At 70.6% G+C, this 22,885-nt stretch carries 18 protein-coding genes; 1 reads left to right on the forward strand and 17 read right to left on the reverse strand.

Features of this window, described 5'->3' with window-relative positions; all coding sequences use genetic code 11:
• Window positions 1-145: 145 nt before the first annotated feature.
• The 11 genes from I847_RS0102495 to I847_RS0102545 all read right to left on the reverse strand — a co-directional run bounded on the left by I847_RS0102495 (window position 146) and on the right by I847_RS0102545 (window position 13,761).
• Complete coding sequence (locus I847_RS0102495) at window positions 146-1,378, reverse strand: type II secretion system F family protein (protein ID WP_028048423.1); 1,233 nt, start codon at window positions 1,376-1,378, stop codon at window positions 146-148.
• Complete coding sequence (locus I847_RS0102500) at window positions 1,378-2,958, reverse strand: type IV pilus twitching motility protein PilT (RefSeq protein WP_028048424.1); 1,581 nt, start codon at window positions 2,956-2,958, stop codon at window positions 1,378-1,380. Before I847_RS0102500 ends, I847_RS0102495 begins: the two co-directional genes overlap by 1 nt.
• Window positions 2,959-3,081: 123 nt before the next feature.
• Entirely contained in the window at window positions 3,082-4,755 is a 1,674-nt protein-coding gene (locus I847_RS0102505; RefSeq protein ID WP_028048425.1) for a GspE/PulE family protein, read from the reverse strand.
• Between the two features lie 131 nt (window positions 4,756-4,886).
• Entirely contained in the window at window positions 4,887-5,732 is an 846-nt protein-coding gene (locus I847_RS0102510) for a shikimate dehydrogenase (RefSeq protein ID WP_028048426.1), read from the reverse strand.
• Window positions 5,729-6,877 carry an endolytic transglycosylase MltG gene (mltG, locus tag I847_RS21530; RefSeq protein ID WP_231384045.1) on the reverse strand — a complete coding sequence of 383 codons (1,149 nt, stop codon included), beginning with the start codon at window positions 6,875-6,877 and terminating at the stop codon, window positions 5,729-5,731. The genes I847_RS0102510 and mltG overlap by 4 nt, the downstream gene beginning before the upstream one ends.
• 55 nt (window positions 6,878-6,932) lie before the next feature.
• On the reverse strand, window positions 6,933-7,502 hold the full coding sequence (gene ruvX / locus I847_RS0102520; protein WP_028048427.1) for a Holliday junction resolvase RuvX: 570 nt from the start codon (window positions 7,500-7,502) through the stop codon (window positions 6,933-6,935).
• Window position 7,503: 1 nt separating this feature from the next.
• Window positions 7,504-10,185 carry an alanine--tRNA ligase gene (alaS, locus tag I847_RS0102525; RefSeq protein ID WP_028048428.1) on the reverse strand — a complete coding sequence of 894 codons (2,682 nt, stop codon included), beginning with the start codon at window positions 10,183-10,185 and terminating at the stop codon, window positions 7,504-7,506.
• Between the two features lie 89 nt (window positions 10,186-10,274).
• Window positions 10,275-10,640 (reverse strand): hypothetical protein, encoded by a 366-nt coding sequence (locus I847_RS21535; protein WP_034608741.1) that lies wholly within the window; start codon window positions 10,638-10,640, stop codon window positions 10,275-10,277.
• Window positions 10,640-11,008, reverse strand: a complete 369-nt coding sequence (locus tag I847_RS0102535; protein ID WP_028048429.1) for a DUF948 domain-containing protein — start codon at window positions 11,006-11,008, stop codon at window positions 10,640-10,642. Before I847_RS0102535 ends, I847_RS21535 begins: the two co-directional genes overlap by 1 nt.
• A gap of 107 nt (window positions 11,009-11,115) precedes the next feature.
• Window positions 11,116-11,742, reverse strand: coding sequence for a 30S ribosomal protein S4 (gene rpsD, locus I847_RS0102540; RefSeq protein WP_028048430.1), 627 nt, complete (start codon window positions 11,740-11,742; stop codon window positions 11,116-11,118).
• Window positions 11,743-12,390: 648 nt separating this feature from the next.
• Complete coding sequence (locus I847_RS0102545; protein WP_028048431.1) at window positions 12,391-13,761, reverse strand: replication-associated recombination protein A; 1,371 nt, start codon at window positions 13,759-13,761, stop codon at window positions 12,391-12,393.
• 82 nt (window positions 13,762-13,843) lie between these two features.
• Between I847_RS0102545 and I847_RS0102550 the strand changes: the two genes are divergently transcribed.
• Window positions 13,844-16,087, forward strand: a complete 2,244-nt coding sequence (locus tag I847_RS0102550) for an MMPL family transporter (protein WP_028048432.1) — start codon at window positions 13,844-13,846, stop codon at window positions 16,085-16,087.
• A 45-nt stretch (window positions 16,088-16,132) separates the two neighbouring features.
• On the opposite strand, the gene I847_RS25305 is transcribed toward I847_RS0102550, so the two are convergent.
• The 6 genes from I847_RS25305 to I847_RS0102585 all read right to left on the reverse strand — a co-directional run bounded on the left by I847_RS25305 (window position 16,133) and on the right by I847_RS0102585 (window position 22,751).
• Window positions 16,133-16,894, reverse strand: a complete 762-nt coding sequence (locus tag I847_RS25305; protein WP_051274389.1) for an N-acetyltransferase — start codon at window positions 16,892-16,894, stop codon at window positions 16,133-16,135.
• The gene (gene aspS, locus I847_RS0102560; RefSeq protein ID WP_028048433.1) at window positions 16,891-18,660 is read right to left on the reverse strand and encodes an aspartate--tRNA ligase; all 1,770 of its coding nucleotides are present in this window, start codon (window positions 18,658-18,660) and stop codon (window positions 16,891-16,893) included. The genes I847_RS25305 and aspS overlap by 4 nt, the downstream gene beginning before the upstream one ends.
• A gap of 54 nt (window positions 18,661-18,714) precedes the next feature.
• A complete protein-coding gene (locus I847_RS0102565) occupies window positions 18,715-19,353 on the reverse strand; it encodes a hypothetical protein (RefSeq protein WP_028048434.1) in 639 nt (212 codons plus the stop codon).
• Window positions 19,354-19,410: 57 nt separating this feature from the next.
• Window positions 19,411-20,475 carry an Rv2578c family radical SAM protein gene (locus I847_RS0102570; RefSeq protein ID WP_028048435.1) on the reverse strand — a complete coding sequence of 355 codons (1,065 nt, stop codon included), beginning with the start codon at window positions 20,473-20,475 and terminating at the stop codon, window positions 19,411-19,413.
• Between the two features lie 177 nt (window positions 20,476-20,652).
• Entirely contained in the window at window positions 20,653-22,011 is a 1,359-nt protein-coding gene (gene hisS, locus I847_RS0102580; protein WP_028048436.1) for a histidine--tRNA ligase, read from the reverse strand.
• A 23-nt stretch (window positions 22,012-22,034) separates the two neighbouring features.
• Entirely contained in the window at window positions 22,035-22,751 is a 717-nt protein-coding gene (locus I847_RS0102585) for an MBL fold metallo-hydrolase (protein WP_028048437.1), read from the reverse strand.
• Window positions 22,752-22,885 lie beyond the last annotated feature (134 nt).

The raw sequence follows: 22,885 nt of genomic DNA on the forward strand, positions 1-22,885 counted from the left end.
CAAGTACAGATGGTCAGTTTCACAGCCAGTCCGGCTCAGCCGGTTCGGTCCTACGTGTCATGCATCGACCCCGACGGGCGGGACCTTGAGCGGAAAGTTCCCACTCGTCGGGATTCACTCGCTCGGAGCAATCCCGGGCAGAACGTCAGTTGATGAGGTTGAAGACGCCGAAGATCGGCATGTACATGGCAATGACCATGGAGCCCACGATCGCGCCGATGACGACGATCATGAGGGGCTCGATCAGGCTCGTGAGCTGCTCGGTGGTCGACTCGACCTCTTCGTCGTAGAAGTCCGCGACCTTCGCCAGCATCGTGTCCAGGGCGCCGGTGTCCTCACCGACGGCCATCATCTGCACCACCATCGGCGGGAACACCGGATGCTGGGACAACGGCCCGGCCAGGGACTCTCCTCGTCGGACGGACTCCTGCACGGCCTTGGCGGCCTTTTCAATCACGAGGTTCCCGCTCGTCTCCCCCACGATGTCGAGCGCCTGCAGCAGCGGGACGCCGGCGTGGATCATCGTGCCGAAGTTACGGGTGAACCGCGAGACCGCAATCTTTCGGAACAATTGCCCGAATACGGGCAGCTTGAGCTTCCACGGGTCCAGCTTCTCGCGGATCCCGCGGTCGTTCTTGTGCTTGCCCCACCAGATGGAGAAGATGATCAGCGCGACAATGAGGGGCAGGATGGTGATCTTCAGCGCCTGCGACATCCACATGAGGATCTGCGTGGGCAGCGGAAGCTTTCCACCAAGATCGTCGAACATGTGCGCAAAGACGGGGACGATGAACAGGAGCATTCCTGTGGTCGCCAGGATCGCGATGACGAAGACGACGATCGGGTAGGTCATCGCGGACTTGATCTTCCCGCGCAGCTTGACCTCGGCCTCGAAGTTGTTCGCCACGGAGATCAGGGTCTCGTCGAGGAAGCCGCCGACCTCGCCCGCCTTCACCATGTTGATCATGAGCGGCGGGAAGACGTCGGCGTGCTTGCCGAGCGCCGTCGAGAACGCGGTGCCGACCTCGACGTCGGAGCGCACCTGGGCGACGACCTTGGCGAGCGCCTTCGACTCCGTCTGGTCGGCGAGGATCGTGAGCGCACGCAGCAGCGAGAGGCCGGCGTCGATCATCGTCGACAGCTGCCGCGACATGATCGCGAGGTCCTTGAGCGTGATCTTGTTGCCGCCGAAACCGGGGATGTTGATCTCGGTGTTGAAGCCGCCCGTGCTGACCTCGGAGATCGAGACGGCCGCGAGGCCCATCTCCCGGAGCCGGTTCGCGACCGCCGCCTGGTTGCTCGCCTCGACGCGGCCCTTGACGAGCTTGCCCTCCTTGTTCCGGACGGCGTACTCGTACGTCTTCGTCGCGCCGGCCATCAGAAGGCCTGGCTTCCGAACGCGCCGCCCATGGTGGCCTGGTCACCCATGCCTGCGGCGCCCTGCGAACCGCCGGAGAAGCGGCCGGTCAGTCGGTTGAAGTCCTCCACGTGGTGGCACTTCTCCAGTCCGGTCTCGTAGCTGATCTTGCCGGTCTTGACCAGCTCGGACAGGTGCTGGTCCATGGTGTGCATGCCCTGCTTGGCGCCCGCCTGCATCGCGGAGTAGATCTGGTGCGTCTTGCCCTCGCGGATGAGGTTCCGGATGGCCGGCGTGGCGATGAGCACCTCGGTGGCGACCGCTCGGCCGGGCGCGTCGGAGCGCTTGGCCAGGGCCTGGCAGACGACGCCCTGGATCGCGCCCGCGAGCTGAGTGCGCACCTGGGCCTGCTGGTGGGCGGGGAACACGTCGATCACGCGGTCGATGGTCTGTGCCGCGTCCTGCGTGTGCAGCGTCGCGAAGACGAGGTGACCGGTCTCGGCTGCGGTCAGCGCGACCGAGATCGTCTCGAGGTCGCGCATCTCGCCGACCAGGATGATGTCCGGGTCCTGGCGGAGCACGTGCTTGAGCGCGTTCTGGAACGAGTGCGTGTCCTGTCCGACCTCGCGCTGGTTGACCACGCACTTCTTGTGGCGGTGGAGGAACTCGATCGGGTCCTCGACCGTCATGATGTGGTCCTCGCGCGTCCGGTTCGCGAGGTCGATGATCGACGCCAGCGTCGTGGACTTGCCCGAGCCCGTCGGTCCCGTGACGAGGACCAGACCACGCGGCAGCCCCGCGAAGGTGCCGACGACCGCCGGAACTCCGAGCGCCTCGAGCGGCTTGATCTCGTAGGGGATCACGCGGAACGCGGCGCCGATGGACTCGCGCTGCTGGTAGATGTTCACGCGGAACCGTGCCAGGCCGCGCACGGCGTAGGACAGGTCGAGCTCGAGGTTCGCCTCGAACTTCTCGCGCTGCTTCTGGGTGAGGAACGAGTACAGCGTGCGCCGCAGGCCCTCAGGCTGGACCTGGGCGAAGCCGTCCAGCTGCTTCAGTGCGCCGTTGATCCGGACCATCGGGGTGGTCCCGGTCGTGAGGTGCACGTCGGAGGCGCCGCGGCGGACCATCTCGGTGAGGATCTCGTCGATCGGGAGGTCGCCCTCCTGCTGCTCCTGGCCCATGCCACGCCGGGGGGAGCGATCGCGCCCGGGCGCCGCAGCGCGCTGCGGCGGCACCGCCGGGGCAGCCTCGAGCGGCCGCGCGGGAGCGGTGGTCTCGGCCGCAGGGGCCTGAGCGGGCATGAACACCTGCGCGGCCGGCGCTGCCGGTCCCTGGGGTCCGAACGACGTCGGTGCCTGTGGGGGTGCCGCGTGGACGGGGGGACCCGACGGTGCCGGCAGGTGCCCGACCCCGGGAGGTGCCTGGTAGCTCACGGCGTTCGCCGTGCTCTGCGACGGGATCGGCGAGTACATCGCCATACCGGCCGGAGCACCGGGTGCTCCGGGAACGGTCGGCGGACCCGGCTGCGGGCCGACCGGGCGGTAGGGAGGAAGCGCCTGCTGGGGCTCCCTCATGGGCGCCTGAAAGGACTCGCTCACGTCATTCCTCCACATTCGGCTGGCGGACAGGTCGCGCGCCAAGGTCGACGGCACGTCGGTCTCTGAGGCATTCATCGGTCCCGGCAATGCCCGACTTGAGGCATCGGACCCAGATCTGGCGCACTACGCGACGACGCGCAGGATCTCCTCGACCGACGTGTCGCCGTTCGCGACCTTCTGCCAGCCGTCGTTGCGGAGCGGGATCATGCCCTGCTGGATCGCGGTGGCCATGATGTCCGCGCTCGACGAGTGCGCGACCGCGTGGCGCTCGATGTCCTCGGTCACGCTCATGACCTCGTGCAGCGCGAGGCGTCCGCGGTAGCCCGTCCTCGAGCAGGTCACGCAGCCGACGGGGCGCATGAACTCGGGCAGCGGCTCGCCGTCGACCCAGGGGAACCTGGCCGCGAACAGCTCCTGAGGCGTCGGCACGTACGGCTCCTTGCACTTCGAGCAGAGCCTGCGCGCGAGCCGCTGGGCGACGACGCAGTCCAACGCCGACCCGACGAGGAACGGCTCGATGCCCATCTCCGTCAGACGCGTGATCGCCGAGGGCGCGTCGTTGGTGTGCAGGGTCGACAGCACGAGGTGGCCGGTGAGGGCCGCTTCGATCGCGATCTGGGCGGTCTCGTGGTCACGGATCTCACCGAGGAGGACCACGTCCGGGTCCGACCGGAGGATGGATCGCAGGGCACCGGCGAACGTCAGGCCGGCCTTCGGGTTGACCTGCACCTGGTTGATGCCGGCGAGCCGGTACTCGACCGGGTCCTCGACCGTGATGACGTTGATCTCGGGCTTCGAGACGGCATTGAGCGTCGCGTAGAGGGTGGTCGACTTGCCCGAACCGGTCGGGCCGGTCACCAGGATCATCCCGTACGGCTTCGTGTACGCCTCGCGGTAGACCTGGTAGTTCGACTCGAGGAACGACAGGTCGCGCAGGTCGAGGCTCGCCGTCGAGTTGTCCAGGATTCGCATGACGATCTTCTCGCCCCACACCGTCGGCAGCGTCGCCACGCGGAGGTCGATCTTGCGACCGTTGTGGACCACGGACATGCGGCCGTCCTGCGGCTTGCGGCGCTCGGCGATGTCGATGTCGCTCATGATCTTCACGCGGCTGATCACACCGCTCTGGATCTGCCGGGGCGCGCGCTGGGTCTCGTGCAGCACGCCGTCGATGCGGTAGCGGACCCGCAGGTCGTGCTCCGACGGCTCGATGTGGATGTCGGAGGCGCGGTCGGTGATCGCCTGGGTGACCAGCAGGTTCACGAAGCGCACGATCGGCGCGTCGTCGTCGGCGATCTCCCCCATCTTGGAGAGGTCGGCCTGCGGCTCGGACTCGATCTCCTCGAACGCCTGCGACAGACCTTCCATCTCGTCGTCGGCGCGGCAGAACCGGTCGATCGCACGCATGAGGTTGTCGTGGGTGGCCACGACGGAGATGACGGGCATACCAGCCATCGAGCGGACGTCGTCGACCGCCATGACGTTGCCCGGGTCGGCCGTGGCGAGCACGATCGAGCCGCCCTCCAGGGCCACCGGCAGGACCGTGTAGCGGCGGCACAGCGCGGCGGGCACCAGGCTCAGCGCCGTGCGGTCGACCGGGTAGTCGTCCAGGTCGATGAACTGCATGCCGACCTGCGCGGCGAGCGCCTTGACCAGCTGGCCCTCCGTGAGGACACCCAGCTCGACCAGGGTCCTGCCCAGCGACGAGCCGCGTGCCATCGTCTCGTCGAGCGCAGCGAGCAGCTGGCTCTCCGTCACGAGCCCTTCGTCGAGCAAGATCTCCCCGAGCTGCCTCATGCGCGTGCCTTCCGCCTCAGCCGGCAGCAACCACGTGTTGGTTGCCGCACCTCCGAGGGAAACATCGGCACGCGCGTCGACCCCCGTGAGTCACAGGCGTCGAAAGTTGCCCATGAGTTTGGCCACGTCGGTCAGCCGGCGAGCTGGTGCTCGAGCCCCGCTGCCATCGCCGCGACGGGGCCCGGCCTGCCGGTCATCAGCCGGACCTGCTCGGCGGCCTGGTGCAGGAGCATCCGCTCCCCCCCGACCACGACTCCCCCGGCTGCCTCCCACGCGGCGGACAGCGCCGTCGGTCGCGGGTCGTACGCCACGTCCAGCAGCACGCCCTCGATCGCACCGGCCAGGTCGTCGGCCAGGGCGTCGGCACCGTGCGGGGGCAGGGTCGACACGACGACGTCCGCACGCACGATCTCGGCGGCTGCGGCGTCCAGCGGACGGAAGACGGGAGTGACCCCCATCCGGTGCGCGGCGCGCATGAGCCCGCCTGCGCGGGACAACGCCCGGACATACACGACCGGAGACGAGCAGCCCAGCTGAGCGAGAGCCGCGAGCGTCGACGACGCCGTCGCACCCGCTCCGAGGACTGCTGCGGTCGCGACGGCCCGGTCGTGCAGACCCTCACGGAGCGCCTCGACGAGCCCGTGGACGTCCGTGTTGGCGCCCACGAGCACCCGCGAGCCACCGGCGCCCTGGAACAGGACGGTGTTGACGGCGCCGACCACCTGGGCCAGCGGCTCGACGTGGTCGAGCAGCGGGATCACGGTCTGCTTGAGCGGCATGGTCAGGCTCAGCCCCGCCCACGCGGCGTCGAGGCCTGCGACGAAGCTCGGCAGCTCGTCCTCGGTCACGTCGAAGGCGTCGTACCGCCACTCGTCGAGACCCAGAGCCGCATAGGCAGCGCGGTGCAGGGTCGGCGACAGCGAGTGCGCGACCGGGTGCCCCAGGACCGCCGCCCGCCGCGGAGCGGTAGCCGTCACTTGCCGTGCGCCGCGTTCCAGTCGCGCAGCTTCTGGATGTTCGCGTTCTGCTCGTCGTTCGAGGTCGTGAAGAGCGTCTCGCCTGAGTCAGGGTTGACCGTGACCCAGAAGATCCACGGCCCGTCGGCGGGGTGCATCACGGCGTTGATCGAGTCCGCGCCGGGCGAGGAGATGGGACCGGGCGGCAGGCCGACGTGCTCGTAGGTGCTGTACGGGTTGCTCGCGTCATGGTTCTCTGCAGCCGTCGGAGCGCTGGTCTTGCCCAGGTAGTACGACGTGGTCGAGTCGATCTGCAGCGGGATGGCCCGTTCCAGTCGGTTCTCGATGGCTCGCGCGACCTTGTAGCGGTCGTCGTCGAGCTTGACTTCGCGCTCGATGATCGACGCCTTGATGATGACCGTCTCCCACTGGTCCTGCGGCACCCCGGCAGCCTGCAGGTGCTTGACCGTCTGCGAGGTCAGCTGGCTCAGCACGCTCGCCGCGGTGGCGCCCGGCTGCACGTCGTAGGTGGCAGGGAAGAGCCAGCCCTCGATGTTGCCGCCAGCCTCGGCGGGCAGCCCGATCGACGCGGGGTCCGCGATCGCAGCCTTGAGGTCGTCGACCTTGATCAGGGTCTTCTCGCTGATCTTCGCGATCGTCTGGTCCTTGTTCAGGCCCTCCGGGACCGTCACCTTGAACGAGACACGACTGGCCGGCTCGAGGAGCGCCACGATCGCGTCGGAGGACTTCATCTCGAGCAGGAGCTTGTAGGTACCCGGCTGGATCGTGGCAGCCGCCGGGTTCTCGGCGAACGCGTCGACGAACGATCCCGTGCTCGCCACGACACCCGCGTCCACGAGCGTGGTCGCGATCTGGCCGCCCGACTGGCCCGGGGCCACCACGACCTTCACGCTTCCGTGACCCGGACCCGGGTAGTCCTTGACCGAGCCCGTGGTGGAGGGACCGCCGTCGAAGAACCCGCCCATCAGCTCGAAGACGACGTAGCCCGCACCGAGGACCATGACAAGAGCGACCACGAGCACGCCGACGGAACGGCGGCGGCGGCGCTTGCGCTCACGCTGCTCCTTGGCGCGGCCGCGGGACCGGGACGAACGACGAGGGTCGGGAGCGTCGTGCGGGTCACCACCGAAGAGATCGGTCGTCACCGCGTCACCTCGCTCCACTGGGGCCCACCACTCGGTCTGATTGCTCACGTGCGCGTCACTCCACCGTCGTCCGTGCGTCGCCCGCAGCCCCCCCGCGCGCCGTCGGAGGGTGCTGAACTGGATCCGCGACGACCCGTTCTCCGGGACGTCGCCCCGTCGCACTCTCCGCGTCCAACGCGGACTGCAAGATCACCACCGCGGCCGCCTGGTCGATGACCTGCCGATGGCTGCGTCCAGATCGGCCGGACGCATGAAGCGCGAGATGTGCGGACACCGTGCTCATCCGCTCATCGACCATGCGCACCGTCACCGGTGCGATGGCCTGCGCCAGTTGGACAGCGTACGCGCGCGCGGCCTGCGATGCGGCACCTTCGGACCCCGACAAGTGTCTCGGAAGTCCGACGTACACAACACCCACACGTCGCTCCTCCACCTCGGCCACCAGCGAAGCGATGTCGGAGGGCGTCCGACCCTTGCTGCTGGTGTCCCGCGCGAGAGTGGCCACCGGCGTGGCGATCAGGCCGTCCGGGTCGCTCGCAGCCACACCGACCCGGACCGATCCGACGTCGACCGCGAGCCGAGCGCCGCGTACGACGGGGTCGGGAGGTTCGCGACGGGACGACACGTCAGCCGTTGGCCGCGTCGGTGATCGCGGTCAGCGCGTCGCCGAGCTTGTCCGCGTCGGTTCCGCCGCCCTGCGCGAGATCGTCCTTGCCACCGCCACCACCGCCGAGGATCCCGGACGCGGTCCGCACGAGCGCGCCGGCACGAACGCCGCGCTCCCGGGCCGGCGCGTTCGTGGCGACGACGACGACGGGCCGACCGTTGCTGGTGCCTCCGACGGCGACGATCGCCGGGGTGGAGTCACCCAGGCGGGAACGGACGTCGAGGACCAGGGTGCGCAGGTCGTCACTCGACGCGACCTCGCCGGCGTCGTGCGCCACGACCCGGGTCTCGCCCACGGTCTGGGCGCCGGCCGCGACCGATCCGGCCTGCGCGAGCAGTGCCGCCTGGCGCAGCGTCGCGAGCTCCTTCTCGGACTCCTTGAGCTTGGTCAGCAACGACGAGACGCGATCGGTCAGGTCGTCCGGACGGGCACCCAGCAGGCCGGAGAGCTGGCCGACGAGCGCGCGCTCCTTGGCCTGGTACCCGTACGCGCCCGCGCCGACGAGCGCGTCGACACGTCGGACACCCGACCCGATCGCCGACTCGGACAGCAGGGTCACGAGACCCAGCTCTCCGGACCGCTGGACGTGCGTACCCGCGCACAGCTCGAGCGACCAGCCGTCACCGATGTCGACGACCCGCACCTGGTTGCCGTACTTCTCCCCGAAGAGCGCCATGGCGCCACGACCGCGCGCCTCGTCGATCGGCATGACGGCATCGGTGACCTCGAGGTCGTCCTGGAGCCGTTCGTTGACGCGAGCCTCGATCTCCGCGACGACCTCGGACGGCGTCGCCGACGGCGATCGGAAGTCGAAGCGGAGGCGGCTGGGCGCGTTGAGCGAGCCCGCCTGTGTCGCACCCTCCCCGATCGCCTCGTGCAGCGCCTTGTGGATGAAGTGCGTCGCCGTGTGCGCTCGCGCGATCGCACGGCGACGGAACAGGTCGATCGTCGCGGTGCCGGACTCCCCGAAGGTCACGGTCCCGTCGACCAGCCGACCGTGGTGCACCGACAAGCCCTTGACCGGCGCCTGGACGTCGTCCACCTCGATGCGCGCGCCGCCGTCGAGCACGATGGTGCCGGTGTCCGCGAGCTGACCGCCCGCCTCGGCGTAGAACGGCGTGACGTCCAGGACGACCTCGACGTCGGCGGGCGCCGTCGCCGCCGGGGCGGGGACGCCGTCGACCAGCAGGCCGACCACGCGTGACCTCGCCGTCGAGTCCGTGTAGCCGACGAACTGCACGGGCTTGGCGTTCTCGGTGCTCAGCGTGCTGTGCAGGTCCTGGTACGCGGCGTTGTCCGCGCGACCCGCCCGCTTGGCCAGCGCGTCAGCGCGCGCCCGCTCCCGCTGCTCCTTCATGAGGCTGCGGAACGACGTCTCGTCGACCTGGACGCCCTGCTCCGCCGCCATCTCGAGCGTCAGGTCGATCGGGAAGCCGTAGGTGTCGTGCAGCTGGAACGCGTGCGATCCCGACAGGACCGCGAACGCCTCCTTCTTCGCTGCGCGCACCGCCGTGTCCAGGATCATCGTGCCCGCCGCCAGCGTCCGTCGGAACGTGTCCTCCTCCGCGTACGCGACCTGGCTGATCTTCTCGAAGTTCGCCGCGAGCTCGGGGTAGCTGGGGCTCATCGCGTCGCGGCTCAGGGGAAGCAGCGTCGGCAGCGCGAGGTCGTCGACGCCCAGCAGACGCATCGCCCGGATCGAGCGGCGCAGCAGCCGGCGCAGCACGTAGCCGCGTCCCTCGTTCGAGGGCGTGACCCCGTCGCCCATGAGCATGAGCGCGCTGCGCACGTGGTCCGCGACCACACGCATCCGGACGTCGTCCCCGTGCACCGCGCCGTACGTGCGACCCGAGAGCTCCTGCGCACCCTGGATGACCGGGAACACCTCGTCGATCTCGTACATGTTGTCGACGCCCTGCAGGAGGTACGCGACGCGCTCGAGTCCCATGCCGGTGTCGATGTTCTTCTGCTTGAGCTCGCCCAGGATCGGGAAGTTCTCCTTGCCGCCCCCGTCTCCGCGCTCGTACTGCATGAAGACGAGGTTCCAGATCTCGAGGTAGCGGTCCTCGTCGACGACAGGTCCGCCCTCCGCGCCGAACTCGGGTCCACGGTCGACGTAGATCTCCGAGCAGGGGCCCGCGGGTCCGCGCGCACCGGTGGACCAGTAGTTGTCCTTCCAGCCGCGCCGCTGGATCCGCTCGTCGGGCAGACCCGCGATCTCCTTCCAGAGCGCCGCCGCCTCGTCGTCGTCGTGGAAGACGGTGACCCAGATCGTGTCCGGGTCGAAGCCGTAGCCGCCGCTCTCCTTCGAGCCGGTGACCAGCTCCCAGGCGTAGGTGATCGCGCCTTCCTTGAAGTAGTCCCCGAACGAGAAGTTGCCGTTCATCTGGAAGAACGTGCCGTGCCGGGTGGTCTTGCCGACCTCCTCGATGTCGAGGGTGCGCACGCACTTCTGCACGCTCGTCGCGCGGGGCCACGGCGCCGTCTGCTCGCCGAGCATGTACGGGATGAACGGGACCATGCCGGCGATGACGAACAGGGTCGACGGGTCCGGCGAGATGAGCGGGGCCGACGGCACGACGGTGTGGCCGCGGCCCTCGAAGTAGTCGAGCCAGCGCTGGCGGATCTCGGCGGTGCGCATCGTGTCCATCTCTCGTCGTGGGGTCGTGCTCATCGTGCGGGGCGGGTCGGCAGGAGTCGACGCCATTGTTCCCTGACCTCAGGAGGACGTCAGAAGAAGGTGTAACCGTCGTCGTCGTCCGGGTCTTCCGTCGGCCCCGGCGCGGCTGTGTCCCCGGCGGCCGGCCTGCGCGACGACCACGAGCCTCTGAGGTCCGCGACACGGTCGGGGCGCTCGGCGCGGATCGCGTCCACGTCGACGTCGCCGACGAGGTCGTGCCGCAGCTGTCGCTCCCGCTCGCTCATCCCGGCGACGAACTCGCTGCGCACGGTGCGCAGGGCCGAGCCGAACCGAGCCGCGCTGCTCACGGCGTCGGTGGCACCGGCCGGTACGTAGGCGTCGAGGACAGCCCGTCCCTTGCGGATGACGACGACCGTCACGACGACCCCCACGCCGATCCAGACGAGGCGGCGCATCAGCGAGCCTTGCGGGCGCTCGCGCCCAGACCGCCGAGCGCGCGCCGCACGCCGTAGGAGAAGGCCGCCACCTTGATCATCGGCGAGCCGACGGTCGCGGCGAACAGCGCCGTGAGCGCGGAGACGTTCTCGGACACCTGAGCCGCCGCCGTGGTCACCGTGTCGATGTTCTCCAGCTGCACGTTCGATGACGCCACGAGGGTGGCCGTCTCGTCCAGGACCGGGATCGTGTGATCGGTGAGCTCCTTGACCGACGCCGTCGTCGCGTCGAACGTGCGGCCGAGCTTCACCATCGGCACCGCCAGTACGCCCACGAGCAGCACGAACGCGATCGCGGCGATCAGCCCCGCGACGTCACCCACCGACATGTCCAGCCTCCCGGTTCCGGGGCCATCGACCCCGCGGAAACCCTACCCGCGCACGAACGCCCCGCGTGCGCCGAGGCGCAGCGGGGCGTTCGTGTCCTGACGGTGGGTCAGCGGGCGTAGTACTCGACGACCAGCTGGACCTCGCACGTGACGGGGACCTCGGCGCGCTTCGGGTGACGCACCAGGACGGCGCTGAGCTTCTCGAGCTGCACGTCGAGGTAGCCCGGCAGGTTCGGGAGGACGTCGCGGTGCGCGCCGGCGGCGGCAACCTGGAACGGCACGGTGGCCTGGCTCTTCGGCTTGACCTGGAGCGTCTGCCCCGGCTTCACGCGGAAGGAGGGACGGTCCACGATCTTGCCGTCCACGAGGATGTGGCGGTGCACGACGACCTGGCGGGCCTGGAGGATCGTGCGGGCGAAGCCCGACCGCAGGACGAGGGCGTCCAGGCGGGTCTCGAGGTTCTCGACGAGCGCCTCACCGGTCAGGCCCGGGGCCTTGCGGGCGTCCTCGTACGCACGGGCCATCTGCTTCTCGCGGAGCGCGTACTGGGCGCGCAGACGCTGCTTCTCGCGCAGACGGACGGCGTAGTCCGACTCGGTGCGACGACGGGCGCGGCCGTGCTCACCGGGCGGGTACGGACGCTTCTCGAAGTGCTTGACGGCCTTGGGCGTCAGGGCCAGGCCGAGGGCGCGGCTCAGGCGAACCTGGCGGCGCGAACGGGTCACACTGCTCACAGAGGTACTTCCTGTCGTTCTCGAATGACGTCACACCCGTGTCCGGAAGGATTTCCGGAGGGCGTGGGGCCGACCATGTGCCGCCCACCAGCAGTGCTGGGGGCGAGCCGGCTAGGGCCCCAGGAGGCCAGCGCACGCACGAGGCGGCGAAGGCGAACCCCGCTACCTTACAGGGTCGCGGCCCCGGTCCGAAATCAGCAGCAGGTCGTGCGGACCGGTCGGGCGCCTCAGCACGGCACGTCTGCGATGTCGGCCGGGTCCGCCCATGCGACGCGAGCCACTTCACGTCCGAGCGGAGGAACGTCACCCCGGTCGCCGGGGGGCCTCTCTGCACACCGGGGACCGACCGACCCGCGCCGTCCGGAACCGGTGGTAGGCAGCACGGACGTCCGCCTCGGTCGTGTCGCTCCGACTCCGCGCCGGCGTCTCGTCCGAGACCGTCGTGCGCCGGGCAGGGCCGGCGACCGCGACAGGCCACGTCGAGCATCACGTACGAGGACAGTCTCGCGATGGTGGGCAAGCGGCGCGACACGGGCACCGGCGGCTGATCCGGCGAGCGACGCGCTCCCTGTCGCCAGGAGCAGCGCCGAGGTGGCGAGCGTGCGGGCTGCGGTCACGTGCATGGCCGCAGCCTGGATGCGGCACGGGTCAGTCCGAGGCGTCGAGGATGCTCCTGATGCGGTCCACTCGTTCCGTCACCGATCGTTCGTAGCCACGGTCTGTCGGTTCGTAGTACCGCGTGCCCAGGAGCTCGTCGGGAAGGTACTGCTGTGCGGCGACGCCGTGCGGCTCGTCGTGCGCATACAGGTAGCCGGTCCCGTGACCGAGGTCCCGCGCACCCGGGTAGTGGGCGTCCCGCAGGTGTGCCGGGACCGAACCGATGCGGCCGGCCCGCACGTCGGCGAGCGCCCGGTCGATGCCCACGTACGCGGCGTTGGACTTCGGCGCCGTCGCGAGGTGGACCACCGCCTCGGCCAGGATGATCCGCGCCTCCGGCATGCCGATCAGCGCCACGGCCTGGGCAGCCGCCACGGCGGTCTGCAGTGCGCTCGGGTCGGCCATGCCGACGTCCTCGGCCGCCGCGATGACGATCCGGCGGGCGATGAACCGGGGGTCCTCCCCCGCCGCGATCATGCGAGCGAGGTAGTGCAGAGAGGCGTCGACGTCCGACCCGCGCATCGACTTGATGAATGCGCTGATCACGTCGTAGTGCTGATCGCCGTCGCGGTCGTACCGCACCGCGGCCACGTCGATCGCGCGTTCCATCGTCGCGAGGTCGACCAGGACCGGCTGGACCGCGTCCTCCTCGGAGAGCGCAGCGCCGGCCGCCGCCTCGAGAATCGTCAGCGCCTTGCGCGCGTCACCCCCCGAGAGGCGCAGGAGGTGATCCTCTGCGTCCTCGTCCAGCGCCACCGCGCCCGCGAGCCCACGCTCGTCGTCGACCGCCCGACGGACGAGCCGGCGCACGTCGTCGGTGCCGAGCGGCTGGAGCGTGAGCAGCAACGACCGGGACAGCAGCGGGGAGTTCACGGAGAACGACGGGTTCTCGGTGGTCGCCGCCACGAGGGTGACCCACCGGTTCTCCACGCTGGGCAGCAGGGCGTCCTGCTGCGCCTTGGTGAACCGGTGGACCTCGTCGATGAACAGGACCGTCTCGGTTCCGCCCGTCGCCAGCCGTCGGCGCGCGTCCTCGATCACGGCCCGGACGTCCTTGACGCCGGCCGTCACCGCCGAGAGCTCCACGAACCGGCGACCGGACGTCGCCGCGATGAGATACGCGAGCGTCGTCTTGCCCGTGCCGGGCGGACCCCACAGGACCACAGAGGTCGGGGCAGCTCGTCGGGCCGCGTCGTTCGCGGGCTCTACCAGCCGGCGCAACGGAGAGCCTCCGACGAGCAGGTGCTCCTGGCCGGCGACCTCGTCCAGAGAGCGCGGCCGCATGCGCACGGCGAGCGGCGCACCCTCGCCGACCGCAGGCAGCCCTGAGGTCGTCGACGTCACCGCATCGAAGAGGTCCATGCGGGCAGGGTACGCACGAGCACCGACGGCGCGGCGCGCTGAAGCACGCTGGTTGTGCGGGCTGGCGTTATCACCTGCGACGATGGCCAGCGTGTTCGTCCGTGTCGGTCGCCTCGTCGCCCACCGCCCACGCCTCACCGTCGCCGTGTGGCTGGTCCTCGTCGTTCTCGGCTACGGGTTCGCCGTGGTCGGTGTGCACGGCGAGAACCTCTTCGACCGCCTCACCACGGGGGCTCCCGAGGTTCCCGGGTCGCAGAGCGCCCAAGGCCTGGCGATCCTCGACGAAGCCGACCAGAGCGGCGCGTCGCTGACCCTCGCGCTGCAGGGCGTCGACCCGACCGACGCGGACGTGGCGACGGCCATGGAACCGGTGCGGTCCGAGCTTGCGGCGATCGACGGCGTCGACTCCGTCATCGACCCGCTCGGGCTACCGGGTGGCGCCACCAACCCCGCCGCAGCGCCGCTGGTGGCCAGCGACGGCGACGGCTTCCTCGTCGTCGTCGAGCTCGACCCGGGGCTGAGCGACACCGAGCAGGCCGACACGGTGGCCCAGGTGCACACCCGGCTCGACCAGGTGCCCGCGGATCTCCAGGAGGCGGCGCCCGGGGTCACCGGCATCGTGGGCGGCACCGCCCTGATCGTCGGCGCCATCACCGACCAGGTGCAGAGCGACCTGCGCACCGGCGAGGCGATCGCGCTGCCGATCGCCCTGGTCATCATGGTGTTCGTCTTCGGCGGTTTCCTGGCGGCGTCGATGCCCATGGCGGGGGCGATCGCCTCCATCTCCGGCGGCCTCGCTGCTCTGCTCGCCTTCTCCTACTGGATCGACCTCGACTCCTCCGTCGTCAACATCGTGACCGTGCTCGGGCTCGGCCTGTCGATCGACTACGGCCTGCTCATGGTGTCCCGGTTCCGCGAGGAGCTGCACCGGCTGGTCGACGAGGACGACGGACGGGCCAGCCGGCGACGACGTGGCGACGGCGCGGTGCTGACCGCGATCGAGCACACGATGGCCACAGCCGGGCGGACGGTGACGTTCTCCGCGCTGACCGTCGCCATCTCCATCGCGGGCCTGCTGGTCTTCGAGCCACCGATCCTGCGGGCGTTCGGCGCGGCGGGCGTCGCCGTCATCCTGGTCGCCGTCCTCTCCGCCCTCACGCTCATGCCCGCGCTGCTCGCCCTCGCCGGGCGGCGGCTGATCCGGCCCAGCATCCTCGACCGGGTGCCGGGCCTGCGCGTCGTCCTGGCCCGCACGTCCGACGTGCAGACCGAGGAGGGCCTGTTCTCGCGGCTCACCGGGCGGGTGCAACGCCGGCCGTGGTGGGTGTTCGGCGGGACGGTCGCGGTCCTCGCGGTCCTGGCGGTCCCGCTCGCGCACCTCGAGCTACGCAACTCCACCACGGAGCTCCTGCCCGCAGGCAGCACGCAGCGCGAGTTCGTGGAGCTCCTCGCGAGCGACTACGCGGCGGCATCCACACCGGCTGTCACGGTCGTCGCCCAAGCCACCCTCGAGGACGCGACGGCGTGGGCCGAGACGTTGGACGACCTCGACGGGGTCGCGTCGGTCGACCCCCCGACGACGGTCGGCGGCTACGTCACGATCGGCGTCCGACCGGACAGCGACGACCCGGGTGACGCGACGTCACGCCAGGTCGTCCAGGAGATCCGCGACCTCGACGCACCGTTCCCGACCTGGGTGGTCGGCCAGGCCGCCGCACAGATCGACTTCACCGACGCCGTCGTCGCGCGCGCCCCGTATGCGATCGCGATCGTCGCGCTCGCGACGCTCGTGCTGCTGTTCCTGATGACCGGGTCGGTCGTCGTCCCCGTGAAGGCCCTCATCACGAGCGCGCTGTCGCTCGCGGCGTCGCTCGGCGTCATGGTCTGGGTGTTCCAGGACGGACACCTGACGGGTCTCCTGGACTTCACTCCGACCGGCGGCATCGAGACCTACGTCGTCGTCCTCGTGGTCGCGTTCGGCTTCGGCCTGGCCATGGACTACGAGGTGTTCCTGCTCTCGCGGATCAAGGAGCTCGTGGACGCCGGGGTGACGAACGACGACGCCGTCCGGCTCGGCATGCAGCGCTCGGGCCGGATCATCACCTCCGCGGCCCTGATCGTCATCGTGGTCTTCGCCGGCTTCGTCGCGGGCAAGCTGCTGGTGATCAAGGAGGTCGGCTTCTCGCTCGCGGTCGCCGTTCTCATCGACGCGACCATCGTCCGACTCCTCCTGGTCCCCGCAACGATGACGCTCCTCGGCACGCGGAACTGGTGGGCGCCCGGCTTCCTGCGCCGGCTGCACGAGCGGCTCGGGATCATCCACTGACCCCACATGGCTCTGCCCCCACCCGACGGGACCGGCCGAGGTGGCTCAGGCAGGCGGACGTCCAGCGCCGGTAGGCGAGAAGGACGTGAGCTCCGCGTCCGTCCGGAAACCGAGCCGCCGGTAGATCCGGCGGGCGCCGTCGTTGCTCGCGTACATGCCCAGGGACACCCAGTCGGCGCCGGCCGCCAGACCGGCACGGGTCACGACAGCGGCCAGAGCCGTTCCCGTCCCCGTCCCCCGCAGCCCCGGCAGGACTCCCAGGCCGTGCACGTGCCAGGACAGGCCATCACCGAGCCCGGCCCGCTCCGCGGCGCCCACGACGCCGACGAGCGCACCGTCGGCCTCGACGCCCCACCACCCCAGCTCGCCGGGAACGGCAGGATCGGCGGACGTGCCCGGATTGGAGTCGCGCAGGCAGGCACGGATCGCCGCGGCGTCGGTGACGTGGTCGAGGCGACGGACGCGCTCCTCGCCCGGTACGACGTCGGGCGCAGCATCCGTCGAGAGCCAGTCCCACGTCGAGAACGCCACGAGACCCAGTCGCTGCAGGGCATCCGGAGCGGGCGTGCAACCACGCGGCACGCTCATCCAGGCCGCGCCGTCGAGATCCAGCCCGTCGACCAGGCCCGCGACCCTGTCGGGGTCGCCACGCCCGAACAGCGTCGGTCGGTCGGCGTCGCCGAGCAGCAGGAGCAGCCCGTCGTCGTCGCCCCGCACCTCGACCGAGCCCCACCGGGACCGGTCGCCCATCATCATCCGATCCACCCGCCAACGTGCAGGGAGGGTGTCGAGGACGTCGACGGTCATGCCGCGGGGGGAGCCTTCGGCTTCCAGTCGACGCCGGCCTCTCGACGCTGCTCGGGCGTGATCGGGCCCGGGGCGGCCGTCAGCGGGTCGTACCCGCCACCCGACTTCGGGAACGCGATGACGTCCCGGATCGACTCCGAGCCGGTGAGGAGCGCGAGGATGCGGTCCCAGCCGAACGCGATCCCGCCGTGCGGCGGGGCGCCGAACTGGAACGCGTCGAGCAGGAACCCGAACTTCTCCTGCGCCTCGTCGGGGCCGATGCCCATGATGTCGAACACCCGCTCCTGCACGTCGCGGCGGTGGATACGGATGGACCCGCCGCCGATCTCGTTGCCGTTGCAGACGATGTCGTAGGCGTAGGCCAGCGCGGCGCCCGGGTCCTGCTCGAACGTGTCGATCCAGTCGGGCGTCGGTGACGTGAACGCGTGGTGCACCGCCGTCCAGGCGCCCCCGCCGACCGCCACGTCGTCGTCCTCGCCAGTGGGCTTGAACAGGGGTGCGTCGACGACCCAGACGAACTTCCAGTCGTTCTCGTCGATCAGGTCGCCGCGGCGCCCGATCTCCAGCCGCGCGGCGCCGAGCAGCGCGCGCGCCTCGCTCGCCTTGCCCGCCGCGAAGAACACCGCGTCGCCCGGGCTGGCGCCGACCGCCGCGACGAGTCCGTCGCGCTCGGCGTCCGAGAGGTTCTTGGCGACCGGCCCGCCGAGCTCGCCGTCCTCGCCGACGGTGACGTACGCAAGTCCCTTCGCGCCGCGCTGCTTGGCCCACTCCTGCCAGGCGTCGAACCCGCGACGCGGCGTCGAGCCGCCGCCGGGCTGCACGACGGCACCGACGTAGGGCGCCTGGAACACGCGGAAGGGCGTGTCGACGAAGTAGTCGGTCAGTTCGACCAGCTCGAGCCCGAACCGCAGGTCCGGCTTGTCGTTGCCGTAGCGAGCCATCGAGTCCGCGAACGTGATGCGCGGGATCGGCGTGGGAACGGTGACCCCGATGAGCTCCCACAGGGCGACGAGGATCTGCTCGCCCAGCGCGATGACATCGTCCTGCTCGACGAAGCTCATCTCGACGTCGAGCTGCGTGAACTCCGGCTGGCGGTCCGCGCGGAAGTCCTCGTCGCGGTAGCAGCGGGCGATCTGGTAGTACCGCTCGAGCCCGCCGACCATGAGGAGCTGCTTGAAGAGCTGCGGCGACTGCGGCAGCGCGTACCAGGATCCCGGGCTGAGGCGTGCGGGAACCAGGAAGTCACGCGCACCCTCGGGGGTCGAGCGCGTCAGGGTCGGCGTCTCGACCTCCACGAAGTCCTGCGCGTCAAGCACGCGGCGGGCGGCCTGGTTGGCCTTCGCGCGCAGCCGCATCGCGGCGGCGGGTGCGGGCCGGCGCAGGTCGAGGTAGCGGTACTTGAGGCGGGCCTCCTCGCCCACGGTCTCGTCAAGCGACGACGAGACCTGGAACGGCAGCGGAGCCGCCTCGTTCAGGACGACGACCTCCGCCGCGACGAGCTCGACCTCGCCCGTGGCCAGGTTCGGGTTCTCGTTGCCCGCGGGCCGACGACCGACCTCGCCCGTCACCTGCAGCACGTACTCGGCGCGCAGACCGTGAGCGACGGCCTCGTCGCGGATGACGACCTGCGCGATGCCGGACGCGTCCCGGAGGTCCACGAATGCCACGCCGCCGTGATCGCGCCGCCGGTCCACCCAGCCCGTGAGGGTGACGGTGGTGCGGATGTGCTCGGCTCGCAGGGAGCCGGCCGTGTGGGTGCGGAGCACGGGTCGTCCTTCGGGGTTCGGGGTCGGGTACGCCCGTCGGGCGCCCGCACGATCTTAGTGCCCGTGCGGTCTGGGCCCTGCGGTCATCTCGATGGTGGTGCGGAGTCGCGTGACGCTGGGTGTCTGCGGAACGGAGGAGAACCCGAACCGCACCGCCGGGCGGACGGGAGCGATGCCGCCCAGGTCCGACGAGCCCCAGACGGCACGGACGGCGGTGATCGTGTGCTGGTCCGCGGCGGTGTACCACTCACGTCGACCTCCGCCCGCCGTCCCACGCGTGCGGACGCCGCTCAGGACCACTCGCGCGACGGGGTCGATCGCCGCAGCCACCAGCGGTGCGGACGGGGCGTGGTGGGGCACGAGAGCCAGCAGTCGTCCCACGGCTGTCCGGGCACCGATCCTGAGGTCCGCTGTCAACGGGCCGGCTCGCAGACTCCACCGGCGCCGGCCCTCGTCCGCGCGCAGCAGCACCGGCACGACGTGCAGTGCGTCGAAGTGATAGGTCGACGTGACGAGGTCCACGACGTCGTCCCGCGGTGCGAGCAGCAGGCGCGTGCCGTCGGCGCGTTCGACCATGACGTCGACGAACGCGCCGAGCGGTGAGGCCGACCACCGCCCGACGACCACGCGCGTGCCCTCGGCGGTCCCGAATCCGGCGATGTGCCCGTCGAACGAGATCCGCTTCGTGGTCATCCCCGCCACGCTAGGCGGGTCGGCGGCGCGTCGCCCGTCCTCGGATACCGCGGACGCTCAGAACAGGACCGGCTGCGCCGCCGCGATCGTCGGCTCGTGAGCGGGCAGCGCGGCGTCTGCGACGATGCTCCCTCCCGGGTAGGACCCCTCCCCCTGCCTGCGAAATGCACGGCGGTCGCGACCCTCGAAGCCATGCCGGACGAGCAGGGGCCTCACCCGCTGGTCAAGCCAGCGAGAGTACTCGTGCGGGACGTAGGCACCACGCCCGTACAGCGCCTCGTAGCGGTGGGCCAGCGCGGGCGCGTGCTCGCGCAGCCAGGCGAGGAACAGCGGCTTGACCGCTCCCCGCAGGTGTAGAGGGAGGACCGTGACACCGGTCGCTCCGGCATCCGCAAGCTTCGCGAGCAGGTCGTCGAGGTGCGCGCGCCCGTCGGTCAGCCACGGAAGCACGGGCGCGACCATCACGCCGCACGGCAGCCCCGCCTCGCGCACGGCCCTGATGAGCTCGAGCCTCGCCCGCGGCGTGGGCGTCCCCGGCTCGACCGCCTGCTGGAGCGTTTCGTCGGCGATCGCGAGGGAGATCCCGATGCCGACGGGAACGTGGGTCGATGCCTCCGCCAGCAGGGCCAGGTCCCGGCGCAGCAACGTGCCCTTGGTCAGGATGGACAACGGCGTGCCTGCGTGGACGAGCGCCTCGATGATCCCGGGCATGAACCGGTAGCGGCCCTCGACCCGTTGGTACGGATCGGTGTTGGTGCCGAGCGCGACGTGCTCACCACGCCACGAGGGCCGGGCCAGCTCCGCCCGCAGGACGTCGACGACGTTCGTCTTGACGACGATCTGCGTCTCGAAGTCACGCCCCGCATCCAGATCGAGGTACTCGTGCGTCGGTCGCGCGAAGCAGTAGGTGCACGCGTGCAGGCACCCCCGCGTGGGGTTGACGGTCCAGCGGAACGGCATCGCCGACGCGTCAGGCACCTTGTTCAGGGCGCTCTTGCACGTCACTTCATGGAACGTCACGCCCGCGAACTCCGGTGTGCGCACGCTCCGCACGAGTCCGGCGAGCGCGAGACCGGGCAGCGCCGTCCCGTCGTCTCCGAGCTTCTGACCGTCCCATCGCATGCACCCCAGTCGAACAGGTGTTCTATCGCATGTCAACACCCGCTCGCCGCCGTGCCGCGGCTTGCCGACGCTGTCCGGCCTTCGACGCCATGCTGATCGCGACCGCACACCCAGTCGCGTCGTGGCTGCCCGCCTGGGTGCTGTTCGAGACGACGCCCAGCCTCGAGATCCCCGTCCTCAGGAGACGGTGACGGGAACGACCCTCGGCCACAGGTCCTCGTCGGACGGCGACCACACCTCCGCGTCGGCGTCCACCTGTTCCCCCGAGCGGATGTCCTTGATCTGGTCCGGCGCACCGTCGACCCCGGCGAACCACACGAACGGGATCCCCCGCCGGTCGGCGTGGCGGATCTGCTTGCCGAACTTCGCCGCGCTGGGCGCGACCTCGACGGGGATCCCGCGACCACGCAGCCGTGCCGCTACCTCGGCGGACCGTTCCCGCGCATCCTCGGAGCCCACGGCGACGAGCACCGCGCTCGGCACGGAACGCGTCGCGCGCACGAGGCCGGCACCAAGCAGCCGGGACACGAGCCGCGAGACGCCGATCGAGAGGCCGACACCCGGGTACGTGGCCGCACCGTCGGACGCGAGCGTGTCGTAGCGCCCGCCCGAGCAGATCGAGCCGAGCTGCTCGTGACCCACGAGGACCGTCTCGTAGACGGAGCCGGTGTAGTAGTCCAGGCCGCGCGCGATCTTGAGGTCGGCGACGACCACGCCAGGCGCTCGCACCGACGCCGCCCTGATCAGCACGCCGAGCTCGGCCAGACCGTCGTCGAGGAGCTCGCTGCTCACATCGAGACTCTCGGCGAGCGCACGGACCGCGTCGATGACGCCCTCGTCGGACCCGCTGATCGCTGCCAGTGACAGGCACGCACGGGCCTGCGCCTCGTCGGCACCCGCCTCTGCCACCAGCAACGCGGCGACCTTGTCCGGACCGACCTTGTCCAGCTTGTCGATGGTGCGCAGGACCGCCTCGACGTCGTCGAGACCGAGGCCACGGTAGAAGCCCTCCGCGACCTTGCGGTTGTTCACCAGGATCCGCACAGGTGGCACGCCGATCTCCTGCAGCGCACCGAGCGCGGCCGCCATGACCAGCGGCAGCTCGACCTCGTAGTGGTACGGCAGCTCCCCCGCGCCGACCACGTCGATGTCGGCCTGCACGAACTCACGGAACCGGCCGTCCTGCGGCCGCTCGCCGCGCCACACCTTCTGGATCTGGTAGCGCCGGAACGGGAACGCGAGGTGGCCCGCGTTCTCGAGGACGTACCGGGCGAACGGCACGGTCAGGTCGAAGTGGAGACCCAGTCCGGCGGTGCGGTCCACCTCTTCTTCCTGCAGGCGGCTCAGCACGTAGACCTCCTTGGAGGTCTCCCCCTTGCGCAGCAGCTGGTCGAGCGGCTCGACGGCGCGCGTCTCGATCCCTGCGAACCCGTGCAGCTCGAAGGTGCGGCGCAGGACGTCGAGGACGTGCTGCTCGACGAGGCGGCCGTCGGGCAGCCACTCAGGGAATCCGGACAGGGGGGTGGGTCGTGCCATGGGGCCCGATCCTTCCAGACGACTCAGCCGTTCAAGAACGGGTTGTCCGCGAGCTCTGCGGCGATCGTGCTCGTCGGACCGTGCCCAGGGATCACGACGGTGTCGGGCGCGAGCAGAGCGACGACCTCCCGGAGCGTGCGCTCCATCGTCGCGAGGTCACCGCCCGGCAGGTCTGTGCGACCGATCGTTCCCGCGAACAGCACGTCCCCCGTGAATGCCAACCGGTCTGCGTCGGCGTCGACGAGGTACAGCGTGGAGCCCTCGGTGTGGCCCGGAGCGTGTCGGGCCACGATCCGCAGGCCGCCCAGCTCGAGCGCGACATCGGCCTGCCGCGGCCCGGTCGCGGCACCGAACGTCTCGATCCGCGTGGGGGCCTTGTAGGTCGACGGGTCGAGGTCGGCGGCGGCGAGCGCCTGCGCGAGCGGTCCTCGCGGGTCGTGCACCGCGTGGCCGAGGACACCGAGGGTGCCGAACGGGTCGGCGAGCCGGTAGGCGTCCGCGGCGTGCAGGACGACCGGGACGTCGAAAGTGTTCGAGAGGCGCGCCGCGTCCCAGGTGTGGTCGACGTGGCCGTGCGTCGCCAGGACCGCCGCGGGCCGCAGCCCACGGGTCGCGACGACGTCGACGACCTCGTCGGCCACGCCCGCACCGGCGTCCACGACGACGCACGTGCCGTCGTCGTGGACGAGGACGCTGCACCGCGCACCGAACACCGGGGCGACGACCGTGATCACCTGCATGGGACGCACCGTAACGCGCCGTGCGTCCCGCCGAGTGGCCAGGATGGCGGCACGTGGCCCCGCCTTGCCTAGACTGTCCCGGATTGCTTCGTGCAGTGCGGCGGGTGAGGTGCCTGTCGTCGACGCACAACGAT

This window comes from Cellulomonas sp. URHD0024, from assembly GCF_000426185.1.
Classification (GTDB): domain Bacteria; phylum Actinomycetota; class Actinomycetes; order Actinomycetales; family Cellulomonadaceae; genus Cellulomonas.

What these genes read in the sequence shown, in the direction of transcription:
- I847_RS0102495 (WP_028048423.1), bottom strand. Translation starts at nt 1,378, where the DNA reads ATGGCCGGCGCGACGAAGACGTACGAGTACGCCGTCCGGAACAAGGAG.
- I847_RS0102505 (WP_028048425.1), bottom strand. Translation starts at nt 4,755, where the DNA reads ATGAGGCAGCTCGGGGAGATCTTGCTCGACGAAGGGCTCGTGACGGAG.
- alaS (WP_028048428.1), bottom strand. Translation starts at nt 10,185, where the DNA reads ATGCGCACCGCCGAGATCCGCCAGCGCTGGCTCGACTACTTCGAGGGC.
- I847_RS21535 (WP_034608741.1), bottom strand. Translation starts at nt 10,640, where the DNA reads ATGCGCCGCCTCGTCTGGATCGGCGTGGGGGTCGTCGTGACGGTCGTC.
- I847_RS0102535 (WP_028048429.1), bottom strand. Translation starts at nt 11,008, where the DNA reads ATGTCGGTGGGTGACGTCGCGGGGCTGATCGCCGCGATCGCGTTCGTG.
- I847_RS0102545 (WP_028048431.1), bottom strand. Translation starts at nt 13,761, where the DNA reads ATGGACCTCTTCGATGCGGTGACGTCGACGACCTCAGGGCTGCCTGCG.
- I847_RS0102550 (WP_028048432.1), top strand. Translation starts at nt 13,844, where the DNA reads ATGGCCAGCGTGTTCGTCCGTGTCGGTCGCCTCGTCGCCCACCGCCCA.
- I847_RS25305 (WP_051274389.1), bottom strand. Translation starts at nt 16,894, where the DNA reads ATGACCGTCGACGTCCTCGACACCCTCCCTGCACGTTGGCGGGTGGAT.
- I847_RS0102565 (WP_028048434.1), bottom strand. Translation starts at nt 19,353, where the DNA reads ATGACCACGAAGCGGATCTCGTTCGACGGGCACATCGCCGGATTCGGG.
- I847_RS0102570 (WP_028048435.1), bottom strand. Translation starts at nt 20,475, where the DNA reads ATGCGATGGGACGGTCAGAAGCTCGGAGACGACGGGACGGCGCTGCCC.
- hisS (WP_028048436.1), bottom strand. Translation starts at nt 22,011, where the DNA reads ATGGCACGACCCACCCCCCTGTCCGGATTCCCTGAGTGGCTGCCCGAC.
- I847_RS0102585 (WP_028048437.1), bottom strand. Translation starts at nt 22,751, where the DNA reads ATGCAGGTGATCACGGTCGTCGCCCCGGTGTTCGGTGCGCGGTGCAGC.